Origin of the sequence: Ralstonia sp. ASV6, assembly GCF_016429285.1 — a bacterium.
Lineage (GTDB): Bacteria > Pseudomonadota > Gammaproteobacteria > Burkholderiales > Burkholderiaceae > Ralstonia > Ralstonia flaminis.
This window is the reverse complement of the sequence record NZ_JAELUI010000076.1, coordinates 15,878-27,578: the sequence shown is the minus strand read 5'-3', so window position 1 is coordinate 27,578 and position 11,701 is coordinate 15,878. Positions and strand designations below refer to the sequence as shown.

Genomic DNA, 11,701 nt, shown 5'->3' with positions numbered 1-11,701 from the left:
GATTTTTGTCGCGGGGAGGGGAAGGAGCCAAACTCGCTGCGCTCAGACAAGGCTCCTTCCTTTTTCCTCCCCGCAACAAAAATCCAAGGCGCCATCAAGGGCAGGAACGTCAAAGGCCAAACCGGCGAGGAATCAGTCGGGTGGGTGAAGCAGGCCGGAAGAGGGCGCGGAGCAAGAGAGGGCTGTGGCAGCCAAGCATGGCGAATGAAGCCGAGAAGGCGGGCGGGCCAAAGGCAGTGCAAGACAAAGTGGAGCACTGGCACAAGAAGGGGTGCCTTGCCCTTGCCCTAGATGGCGCCTTGAATTTGTGTAAGCGGGCGGAAAAAAGAACGGGAACTGTCTGAGCGCAGCGAGGTTTCCCGTTCTCCGCCCGGTTACACAAATTCAAGGGATGGGTCGCCATCTCGGGCGCGCCTTTCTTTGCTTACTTTCTTTGGCAAGACAAAGAAAGTGAGTCAGCCCCGGCAGGGGATGAAACAAGGGATGGACCGGCAACGCCAGCGCATGGCGAAGTGCGAGTAAGTAATCAAGCCACCGCCTTAGCCGCCGCCCGCCCGCGCAGCCACTCGAATGTCAGCAGCAGGCAGGTAGAAAACACAATCAGAATCGTCGCCAGCGCAGCAATGGTCGGCGAGATGTTCTCGCGAATCCCCGTAAACATCTGGCGCGGCAGCGTCACCTGATCTGCCCCGGCCAAAAAGAGCGTGACCACCACTTCATCGAACGAGGTGGCGAAGGCGAACAAGGCGCCCGAAATCACGCCCGGTGCAATCACGGGCAAGGTGATGCGGAAGAACGTCATGACCGGATTCGCCCCCAAAGACAGGCTCGCCCGCACCAAGTTGTGATTGAACCCTTGCAGCGTCGCCAGCACGGTCGTCACCACAAAGGGCACGCCCAGCGCCGCATGCGCGAGGATCAGGCCGATGTACGTGTTGGCAAGCCCCAGCGGCGCGAAGAACAGGTACATGCCCACGCCCACGACCACCACCGGCACGATCATCGGCGACACCAGCACCGCCATCAGCAGCCCTTTGCCGCGGAAGTCCGCCTTGTTCAGGCCAATGGCCGCCAGCGTGCCCAGCACGGTCGCCACCACCGTGGCAGCGGGCGCCACGATGAAGCTGTTCTTGGCCGCCATGCGCCACTCGTCTGAGGTGACGAGGTTCTGGTACCAGCGCAGCGAATAGCTCGGGATCGGGTACGAGAGGAAGGTGCTCGACGAGAACGACAGCGGCACGATCACCAGCACGGGCAGCACAAGGTAGAGCAGCGTGAGCACGGCCAGCCCGCGCAGCGCGAAGTACCAGATGCGCTCGACGAGCGAGGTGTGCGGGGCGAACATCGGTTTGGTGAGTTTCATAGTCGATGGGCTCCGTTCAACCAACGCGAACCTTGGGCCGCGTAAAGCGGCCGTACACCGCATACAGCACCAGCGTAGCGAGCAACAGCAGGGCGCCCAGCGCGCAGGCCATGCCCCAGTTGATGGTGACGTTGGTGAAGTAGGCCACGTAGTAGCTGACCATCTGGTCGTTCGGACCGCCCAGCAGCGCGGGGGTGATGTAGTAGCCCAGCGCCAGGATGAACACCAGCAGCGCACCGGCACCGATGCCCGGATACGTCTGCGGCACATACACGCGCCAGAACGCGGCAAACGGATGGCTGCCCAGCGAGACCGCCGCACGCTGGTACGTGGGCGGGATCGACTTCATCACGCTGTATAGCGGCAGGATCATGAACGGCAGCAGGATGTGCGTCATCGAGATGTACACGCCCTCGCGGTTGAACAGTAGCGCCAGCGGTTCCTTGATGATGCCGAGGTCCATCAGGCCGTGGTTGATGAGGCCCTCGGTCTGCAGCAGCACGATCCACGCCGCCACACGCACGAGGATCGACGTCCAGAACGGGATCAGCACCAGCACCATGACCAGGTTGGCGCGGCGCTCCGGCAGCGAGGCAATCCAGTACGACAGCGGATACCCCAGCAGCAGTGCGAACAGCGTCACCATCGCGCTGATGACGAAGGTGCGCACGAACACCGTCACGTAGATCTGCTCGTCGGGGTCGGTGGCTTCAATGTGGCCGAAGGCGTCTTGTCGGTGGTCCAGCGCGGCCAGCAGGTAGAACGCCGATGTTTGGCCGCTGTTCTTCGCGATGGCCTGCCAGTAAGTGACATCGCCCCAGCGCTCGTCGAGTTCGAGCAGCTTGGCACGGGTCTGTGCGGGCGTGAGCGCCAGCGCCTTGCCTTGGTCGTCGGCCAGCGGCATGGCGCGCGCGGTCTTGGCCACCAGCGAGCGGAACCCGGGGATTTCCGTATTCAGGCGGCGGGCGAGCGCGCCCATTGCCTCGCCTTCGCTCACGACGGTCAGATCGTCGGCCAGTGCAGCGTAAGCGGCATCCGCGGGCGGTGCTTTGCGGTCCCAGTTCTTGAGTGCAATGACCGTCTTGGGCAGCGCGTTGGCCACCTCCGGGTTCTGCACGGCGCGCGTGAGCAGAGCGCCGATCGGCACAACGAAGATCAGCAGCAGGAAGATGGCGAGCGGCGCTACCAGCGCCAGCGCCATGGCACGCCTGCGCGCCTCAGCGCTCTTCAGTTCGCGTTTGAGTTTGGCCGTCGATTCGGGAACCGATTCAGCCGCGATCGTCATGGTGTTCAATGCTGCCTCGCCGAGTGCTGCGGAGATTCATCCGGCGGATGCCGCGCCATGGTGGCTCGGCATCCGCGCAGGTCACTGCATTACGTTTTACTTCGACGCCCACGAGGCGAAGCGCTGTTCCAGCTCGTCGCCATGATCGGTCCAGAACTGCAGGTTCTGCAGCACGGCGTTCTTGGCGTTCTCGGGCGAGTTGGGCATGTTGGCCTGCGTCTTGGCATCCAGCGCCTTGATGGCCGCTACGTTGGCCGGGCCATACGCGATGTGCTTGGCGTATTCCTGCTGCGGCTTCTGCGAGAGCGTGTAGGCGATGTATTGCTCGGCCAGCGCCTTGTTGGGCGTGCCCTTGGGGATGGCCCAGTAGTCCAGGTCGTAGATGCTGCCGTTCCAGACCACCTTCAGGTTCTTGCCTTCGCGCTGGGCGGCGTCGATGCGGCCGTTGAACGCGGTGGACATCACCACATCACCCGCCACCAGGAACTGCGGCGGCTGTGCACCAGCTTCCCACCACTGGATGTTCGCCTTCAACTGATCGAGCTTCTTGAATGCGCGGTTCTGGCCGTCCTTGGTGGCCAGCACCTTGTAGACGTCCTTGGGCGGCACGCCATCGGCCATCAGTGCGAATTCCAGGTTGCCGCGCGCACCCTTGCGCATGCCGCGCTTGCCCGGGAATGTCTTCACGTCCCAAAAGTCGGCCCAGCCGGTCGGAGCGGTCTTGAGCTTGTCGGCGTTGTAGGCCATCGCGGTCGACCACACGAAAAAGCCCACGCCGCAGGTGCTTGGCGACTCGGGGATCAGGTCGCTCTTCTTGGCGATCTTGCTCCAGTCGAGCTTCTCGAACAGGCCTTCGTCGCAGCCGCGGCCGATGTCGCCGGACTCGACTTCCACCACGTCCCAGTTGACGTGCTTGGCTTCCACCATGGCCTTGATCTTGGCCTGCTCGCCGTTGTACTCGACCACGGTGACCTTGTTATTGGTCTGTGCTTCGAACGGCTTGTTGAAGGCGGCCTTCTGTGCGTCGCCATTGGCGCCGCCAAAGTTGACGACGGTGATCTCTGCAGCGTGCGCGCCGAATGCAATGGCGAACGCGCCGGCAAACAGGCTCAGACGCATCTTCGCGATGTGTTTCATCTTGGCTCCTCTTTTGGCTTTGGCTTGTAGTTACGGCTTGTGGTCGTGGCACGCAGCACGTCGGATGACATGCTGCGTGGTTCAGGCAAAAACGCGCAGGTGTTCCGGTGCGAACTCAAGCTGGATCGGGGCGCCCGGCGCAAAGCCTTCGAGCGCGCGCGTGCCCAGCGGCACCTTGACGAAACATTCGGGTTGGTCGGGCAGGGCGCAGCGCATGCGCACGTGGTCGCCAAAGTAGACGAGGCCGCGCGTCTGCCCGGTGATCGCATTGCCGGCCGCCGATGCACCTTCGGCCAGGCGCATGCGCTCGGGGCGGATGCACCCGGTGGCCGTGGCCCCCACGCTGGCACCGGCGATGTTGCGGCCCAGGATGCGGGCGCCATCATTGAGTTGCAGCTCGCAGTAGTCGCCGTCGATGCGGGTGACGGTGCCGCGCAGCGTGTTGCTGTCGCCGATGAAGTTGGCGACGAACTCGTTGCAGGGGCGTTCGTACAGGCTGTCGACGGTGTCGAGCTGCTGCACGATGCCCTTGTCGAACACGGCCACACGGTCGGACATCGTGAGCGCCTCACCCTGGTCGTGCGTCACGTAGACGAAGGTCACGCCCAGCTTTTCATGCAGAGACTTCAGTTCGTACTGCATGTGTTCACGCAGTTGCTTGTCGAGCGCGCCCAGCGGTTCGTCCATCAGCACGAGCTTGGGCTCAAACACCAGCGCGCGGGCCAAGGCAATGCGCTGCTGCTGGCCGCCCGAGAGCTGCGCCGGATAGCGCTTGGCAAAGCCTTCCATGCGCACCATCTGCAGGGCCTTGTGCACGCGGTCTGCGCGCTCGCTGGCGGGGATCTTGCGCACGGTCAGCGGGTATTCCACGTTCTGCGCCACGGTCAGGTGTGGGAACAGCGCGTAGTTCTGGAACACCATGCCGATGTTGCGCTTGTGCGGCGGCACGTTATTGAGCAACGCGCCTTCCAGGCGGATCTCGCCGCCGGTCGGAAATTCGAACCCGGCCAGCATCATCAGGCAGGTGGTCTTGCCCGAGCCGGAGGGGCCAAGCAGGGTGAGGAACTCGCCCTGGTAGATGTCGAGGTCCAGGTGCTTGACCACCAGGGTCTCGCCGTCATACGTCTTGCGCACACCTCGAAAGCTGACGATCACGTCGTCTGTCTTCATTGCTGCCTCCTGCCGTTTCCCGCGCATGTCGAGCGGGTCAACATGTCGTGTTGTGACGAATTGTGGATGGACTATAGCGGCTCATTGTTTTGCAAAGTGGCCCCAATTCTGGTTATTTGATAGAGCCAATTCTGAGCGCGAAACGTGCACCGCAAGCGGGCGAAAGGCCCTCCGGCACCACAATAGGGAAAAGCCCCAACGCCTTGCCCAGGCAAGCACGGCGGGGAGTTAGGGCGAATGACGCAATCGTTGGAGTGTAGGTCGCTGCCCGGGCAGATGCGGCGATGGTCGCCAGGGATCGGATGGAACCAATTCGCGTGCTGAGGCAGGTGGCGCGTACGCCTGGAAATGGTGCGCCGCGTTATCACGGTAGCGGTGCATGGCGGCTGACGCAGCACGCGATGACGGCCCGACCATGTTGCCCCGCAGCAACCAGCCGTGCGATGCGCGATCAGACTGCCAGTTCGTCTGCCGGGGCCAGCGCCAGACACACACTCACGGTCAACCCACCGCCGGGCGTTTCGGACAGCGCCACCGTGCCGCCATGCACACGGGCGATCTCACGCACGATAGCCAGCCCCAGGCCGCTGCCATCCTGATCTTGCGCCGCGGCCGCAGCGGCACCGCGATAGAAGCGGCCGAATACTGCATCACGCTCCGGTACGGCGATGCCGGGGCCGTCGTCCTCTACCTGCAACACGGCCTGGTCGCCCAGCATGACCATCGTCTGGCGTTTGACGCGCAGCGTGACACGGGCGCCGTGGCCTGCGTAGCGGATGGCGTTGTCGAGCAGGTTGCCGGTGAGCTCCTGCAGCCATTGCGGCTCGCCGGCAACCATCACGGGTTCACCTTCGAAGCCGAGGTCGATGCCGGCCTTGCGTGCCACCGGCGCGAGTTCGAGCGCGACATCGCCGGCCAACGTGTCCAGGCGCAGCGGTTGCAGTTGCGGGGCGTAGCCGCTGTCGGGCTCCAGCCTTGAGAGCGACAGGAGTTGCTGCACGCCCTTGGCCGCCTGGCGCACCGTGCCGTGCAACGGCTCAAGGTGGCGGCGGATGCGCTCACCGTCGGGCTCGCGCAGAGCGAGTTCCGATTGCGCCTGGATGACGGCCAGCGGCGTCTTCAGTTGATGTGCCGCGTCGGCAAAGAAGCGCTTGCGGGCCTGCACCATGCGCAGCAGGCGCGCCACGTACAGGTTGATCGCCTCGACCAGCGGTGCGACCTCGGCCGGCAAGCCATGCTGGGGCAAGGGGGCCAGTTCATCGGTGCCGCGGCCAGCCATGCTTTCGCTCAACTGCCGCAGCGGCCGCAGCCCGCGCCGCACGCCCAGCCAGACAATGCCCACGGCCAGCACCACCAGCAGCACCTCCTGCTGCAGCGAGCCCGCCAGGATCTCGTGGGCCAGCGCCTCGCGCGGCTCCAGCGTTTCGCCCACCAGCAGCCACACCAGTTGAATCTCCGAGGACTGCGCGTCGCGCACCGGCACAGGCTGGGCTGCCATGCGTACATGCATGTTGCGGAACGTGGTGTCGTAGAAGACGGTGCGGTACGGCATGGGTTGCCGCCCACCCGGCAAGGGCAGTTCGTTGTAACCGGTGAGCGTGTTGCCGGCGGTATCGGCAATCCGGTAGAAGATGCTGCTGCCGGTTTCCGACTCCAGAATTTCCAGCGCCAGGTAGGGCAGGTCGATGGCGAAGCGCCCCTCGCGCAGGCGTACGCCTTCGTGCATGGCCTTGAGCGAAGCGCCCAGCGTGCGGTCGAACGCGGCGTGCGCGGCGTTCATGGCGCGCGTGTAGGTCAGCCAGGCATCCAGCGCGAGCAGCCCTAACAGCGGCAACAGCAGCCAGAACGAGAGCTGCCGGCGCAGGCTCGGCGGACTCATGAGGCCGCGTCTGCTGGCGCGCCCGGTGTGGCTTCCAGCAGATAGCCGAGCCCGCGCAGCATGACGATGGCCACACCGCTGCCGTCGAGCTTCTTGCGCAAGCGGTGCACGTAGATCTCGATGGCATCGGCGTTGACGGATTCGTTGATGCTGAAGATCTTTTCCGAGATGGCGGCTTTGTTGACGGCACGGCCGTCGCGCAGCATCAGCACTTCCAGCACGGCGCGCTCGCGGCCGGTGAGGGCGAGCAGCTCTCCATGGAGCGTGAAGGCCCCGCTGATGCCGTCGTAGTGCAGCGGGCCGCATTGCAGTTGCGTGCTCTCGTGACCGTGGCTGCGGCGGATGAGTGCGCGGGCGCGGGCTTCCACCTCAGTCAGGTCGAACGGCTTCGCAAGGTAATCGTCAGCGCCGAGGTTCAGGCCGCGCACGCGTTCTTCCACGGCACCGTGTGCGGTCAGGATCATCACCGGCAGGGGGTTCTTACGGGCACGCAGGCGGCGCAGCACCTCCAGCCCATCCAGGCGCGGCAGGCCGATATCGAGAATGGCCAGGGCGTAGTCCTGTGTGGTCAGCAGCAGATCGGCAGCGTGGCCGTCGTGCACGCAATCGACCGTGAAACCGGCCTGGCTCAGGGCTTCGTCCAGCGTGCTGGCCAGCTTCAGGTTGTCTTCGACCAACAGGATGCGCATATCGGACTTCTCTTAACAAGCCGCAGAGAAATACAGACATCCCCGCATGATTTGAAGCTAGGGGAAACCCCCGATGCCCTAGGCACCCCCTCCCAATTTCCCGGCAATCGAAAGTGAACTGAAAGTGCGCTCCTCATACGATCCGTGCCGCCCCAAGGCCCGTCACAGCGGCGCTTGCGGCAGGACAACGAATAAGGGAGACCTGATGAAAATGACTTCGATGGCGCTGGCGGCAGTTGCGTTTGCCACCGCCGGCACTGCAGCCGCACAATCCTCCAACGTGACCCTGTACGGGATCGTCGACTCGGGCGTCGAGTACGTGAACCACGCCGGCCCGAACGGCGGCGGCGTCACCCGTCTGGTATCGGGCGGCAAGAACACCTCGCGCTGGGGCATGCGCGGCACGGAAGACCTGGGCGGTGGCTTGAAGGCCGTGTTCAACCTGGAAAGCGGCATCGCGGTCGACACCGGTAAGCTCGACACCGACAACACCCTGTTCGACCGCCGTGCAGTGGTGGGTCTGGCGGGTGGCTTCGGCCAAGTGGTGGCGGGTCGCACCTTCACCACCACGTACGACTTCATGCTGCCGTACGACCCGATGGGCTATGCACCGAACTACTCGTGGGCCACGTCGTCCACCGCCACGGGCGACCGCAAGGACGGGTTGTTCTCGCGTTCGTCCAACGCCGTCCGCTATGACGGCACCTTCGGGGGCCTGAAGCTGGGCGCCACGGTGGGCTTTGGCGAGGCGGCGGGCAACTTCAAGAGCTCGTCCAAGTACGACCTGGGTATCGGCTACAGCGTGGGCGGCTTCTCGGCGGCAGCCACGTGGGACCGCCAGAACGGCGCGGGCACGAGCGTGACGCCGGCCGACACGACGGACTACATCCAGGGCATCCACGCCGGTGCCAGCTACGACTTCGGTGCGCTGAAGCTGTTCGCGGGCTACCGCAACTACAAGCGCGCGTTCACCACGACGGCGGCCACCCAGCGCAGCGATATGTACTGGGCAGGCGCCAGCTACGACTTCACGCCAGCGTTCACACTGTACGGCGCGGTGTACAAGCAGAACATCAAGGGCGTGAACAACTCGGCTGACCCGATCATGTTCTCGCTGCGTGGCCAGTACGCGCTGTCCAAGCGCACCACGGCGTATCTGTCGGCGGCCTACGCCAAGGCCCAGAACGGCCAGAACGTGAGCCTGTCGCGTGATGTGGTTGGCTACGGCAACAGCCAGGTCGGTGTGACGGCGGGTCTGCAGCACCGCTTCTGATCGGCGTTTCGATCGCACCAAACAGAGCGGGCACCTTCGGGTGCCCGTTTTTGTTTGACCGGTGGATCACCCGCGGTAGCGCAGCGCGTCAATCAACAGTGCAAACGCCGGTGAGGACTGCCGCCGGCTCGGGTAGTAGATGTGATAGCCCGGGAAGGTCGGGCACCAATCGTCCAGCACCCGGACGAGCCGCCCGGCCGCCACGTGCGGCTCGGTCATGTCTGCCGGCAGCAGCGCCAGGCCAAAGCCGGCCAGCGCAGCACGCAGGCGCGGTGTACTGCTGTTGAAGATCAACTGGCCTTCCACGCGCACGTTCAAGGCCTGGCCGTCCTTCTCGAACTCCCAGACCAGCAGGCCGCCATGCGTGGGCAGCCGCAGGTTGATGCACGTGTGCGCGGTGAGATCGTGCGGGGTAGTGGGCTGCGGCCGGTTTGCAAAGTAGCTTGGCGCGCCGACCACCGCTGTACGCAGGTCCGGCCCGATACGCACCGCAATCATGTCTTTGGCCACCTGGTCGCCCAGGCGCACACCGGCTTCGAAGCGCTCGGCCGCAATATCGGTGAGGCCGTAGTCGACGGAGATCTCGACCTGGATATCCGGATAGTTCGGTAGAAAGCGCTCCAGCACCGGCCAGAGCACGGTATCGGCCGCATGTTCGGCGGTGGTGATGCGGATCGTGCCGGCGGGCTTGTCGCGCAGCTCGGTCAGGGCGGCCAATTCGGCTTCGATGTCGTCAAAGCGCGGGCCGATGGTTTGCAGCAGGCGTTCGCCAGCTTGCGTCGGCGACACGCTGCGTGTGGTGCGTGTCAGCAGGCGAAGGCCGAGCCGCGCTTCCAGCCCGCGAATCGTATGGCTCAGTGCCGATTGCGACACGCCCAACTGCGCCGCCGCACGCGTGAAGCTGCCTTCACGCGCCACGAGCACGAAGGCCTGCAGGTCATTGAAATTCTCGCGTGGCATGGGCGGCTCCGGGATTCATGAGATCGATTCATAGGCGCTTGCCGATTTTGCCATCTAATCAAAGCGCGGTGCGGTCCGTACATTGGCGTCATTCCAATCGAAACGACATCAACCATGGAAATCACACGCGGTGGCTCGCAAGCCTCCATCCAAGGACCGGCCAACTACTTCACCGGCTCGGTGCGCGTCGACCCCTTGTTCGCGGCGAATGCGCCGGCCCGTGCTGTGGGCGTGAGCGTGACATTCGAGCCGGGTGCGCGTACTGCCTGGCACGTCCATCCGCTGGGCCAGACGCTGGTCGTGACGGCCGGCAGCGGCCTCGTACAACGTGAGGGCGGCCCGATCGAGACCATCTGCCCCGGCGACGTGGTATGGATCCCGCCCGGCGAACGGCACTGGCATGGCGCCGCCGCTACCACGGCCATGACGCATATCGCGATCCAAGAGGAGCTTGACGGCTCGACCGCCGACTTCATGGAGCACGTGAGCGACGCGCAATACCGCGCCGGGCAGGGAGCCCTGTAATGCAAGCCGAGGCGTATGCCCGCCGCAACGCCGTGCTTGCGATCGTGCTGGTCAGCTATCTGATGATCGTGCTGGATATCTCCATCGTGATTGCGGCGCTGCCGAAGTTGCGCGATGAACTGGGCTTCTCTGCCACCGGGTTGTCGTGGGTGCAGAACGCGTACACGCTGGCCTTGGGCGGCTTGCTGCTGCTTGGCGCGCGCGCCGGCGACATTCTTGGACGCCGTCGGATGTTCATCACGGGCCTGGCGGTGTTTTCGTTGGCCTCGCTGGCGATCGGGGTGGCGCAGTCGGCAGCCTGGCTGTTGGCAGCACGTGCTGTGCAGGGTGCGGGCTCGGCGATCCTGGCGCCGTCCACGCTCGCGCTGCTGACCACGCATTTTTCCGAAGGGCCGGAGCGCACCCGTGCCGTGGGCTACTACGGCGCGGTGGCAGGCATCGGCTCCAGCATCGGGCTCGTACTGGGCGGGGTGCTTGCGGGTTGGCTCTCCTGGCGTGTCGGCTTCTTCATCAACCTGCCCATCGGGTTGGCGCTGTTGCTGGCTGCCCGACGCTGGCTGGATGAAACACCGCGGCATGCGGGGCGGTTCGATCTTGTTGGCGCGTTGAGTTCAACGCTGGGCATGAGCGCATTGATCTACGGCATCGTCCGCTCTGCCAGCGCAGGTTGGAGCGATACGCTGACGGTGGCAACCGTGGTGGCAGGCGTGCTGCTGCTGGTGGGCTTCGTGTGGAATGAGGCGCGTGCACCGCAGCCCATCATGCCGCTGCGCCTGTTCGCCCATCGTGAGCGGGCCGGGGCCTATGCGGTGCGCGTGCTGTTCCTGGGTGCCATGGTGGGCTTCTGGTTCTTCGCCACACAGTTTCTGCAAGGCGTGCTCGGCTACAGCCCCTTTGAAGCCGGTCTTGCCTTTCTGCCTGCAACGTTGGCGAATTTTGCGGCGGCCATGGCGGTGCCACGGCTTACACGGCGCATTGGCAACGGCCGCTTGCTGGCCTGTGGTCTGACGTTGGCGTTGATTGGTCTTGCATGGCTGAGCAACGTTGGCGCGGATACAGCATACGTGAGCGGGGTGGCGCTACCGATGCTGCTGATCGGGCTCGGGCAGGGCGCTTCCCTCAGTCCGTTGACGGTTGCGGGTATCACTGGTGTGGCGGCGGAAGACGCGGGCGCAGCGTCGGGCGTGGTCAACGTGGCGCACCAACTGGGCGGTTCGTTGGGGCTCGGGATTCTGGTGGTGGTGTTTGCGGCGGCAGGTGGTGTTGGCGATGCGCGGACACTGCTGGCGCATCGGATTGCGTCGTCGTTTGCCGCAGGCTCAGTGATGTTGGCGCTGGCGCTTGTTCTCGTCCTGATGCTGTTGGTGCGGCCGAGACTGGTGCCGGCGAGCGCTCAATGTGTGACCCGATAGCGGAAACC

10 protein-coding genes are annotated in these 11,701 nt (G+C 64.6%); 3 read left to right on the top strand and 7 right to left on the bottom strand.

Annotation, left to right across the window (positions count from 1 at the left end; all coding sequences use genetic code 11):
• Positions 1-526: 526 nt before the first annotated feature.
• From JHD73_RS16040 to JHD73_RS16015, 6 genes are all read right to left on the bottom strand, one after another.
• The gene (locus tag JHD73_RS16040) at positions 527-1,363 is read right to left on the bottom strand and encodes an ABC transporter permease (protein WP_199031259.1); all 837 of its coding nucleotides are present in this window, start codon (positions 1,361-1,363) and stop codon (positions 527-529) included.
• Positions 1,364-1,379: 16 nt separating this feature from the next.
• Positions 1,380-2,648, bottom strand: coding sequence for an ABC transporter permease (locus JHD73_RS16035; RefSeq protein WP_199031258.1), 1,269 nt, complete (start codon positions 2,646-2,648; stop codon positions 1,380-1,382).
• A gap of 96 nt (positions 2,649-2,744) precedes the next feature.
• A complete protein-coding gene (locus tag JHD73_RS16030; protein WP_199031257.1) occupies positions 2,745-3,785 on the bottom strand; it encodes an ABC transporter substrate-binding protein in 1,041 nt (346 codons plus the stop codon).
• A gap of 81 nt (positions 3,786-3,866) precedes the next feature.
• Entirely contained in the window at positions 3,867-4,955 is a 1,089-nt protein-coding gene (locus JHD73_RS16025; RefSeq protein ID WP_048932448.1) for an ABC transporter ATP-binding protein, read from the bottom strand.
• 451 nt (positions 4,956-5,406) lie between these two features.
• Positions 5,407-6,834, bottom strand: coding sequence for a sensor histidine kinase (locus JHD73_RS16020; RefSeq protein ID WP_199031256.1), 1,428 nt, complete (start codon positions 6,832-6,834; stop codon positions 5,407-5,409).
• Entirely contained in the window at positions 6,831-7,523 is a 693-nt protein-coding gene (locus tag JHD73_RS16015; protein WP_199031255.1) for a response regulator, read from the bottom strand. Before JHD73_RS16015 ends, JHD73_RS16020 begins: the two co-directional genes overlap by 4 nt.
• A 205-nt stretch (positions 7,524-7,728) precedes the next feature.
• On the opposite strand from JHD73_RS16015, the gene JHD73_RS16010 reads away from it, so the two are divergent.
• On the top strand, positions 7,729-8,796 hold the full coding sequence (locus tag JHD73_RS16010) for a porin (protein WP_199031254.1): 1,068 nt from the start codon (positions 7,729-7,731) through the stop codon (positions 8,794-8,796).
• Positions 8,797-8,862: 66 nt separating this feature from the next.
• On the opposite strand, the gene JHD73_RS16005 is transcribed toward JHD73_RS16010, so the two are convergent.
• Entirely contained in the window at positions 8,863-9,756 is an 894-nt protein-coding gene (locus JHD73_RS16005; RefSeq protein WP_199031253.1) for a LysR family transcriptional regulator, read from the bottom strand.
• Positions 9,757-9,870: 114 nt separating this feature from the next.
• On the opposite strand from JHD73_RS16005, the gene JHD73_RS16000 reads away from it, so the two are divergent.
• The gene (locus JHD73_RS16000) at positions 9,871-10,281 is read left to right on the top strand and encodes a cupin domain-containing protein (protein WP_199031252.1); all 411 of its coding nucleotides are present in this window, start codon (positions 9,871-9,873) and stop codon (positions 10,279-10,281) included.
• Positions 10,281-11,693, top strand: coding sequence for an MFS transporter (locus JHD73_RS15995; protein ID WP_199031251.1), 1,413 nt, complete (start codon positions 10,281-10,283; stop codon positions 11,691-11,693). Before JHD73_RS16000 ends, JHD73_RS15995 begins: the two co-directional genes overlap by 1 nt.
• The last annotated feature ends 8 nt before the right edge of the window (positions 11,694-11,701 follow it).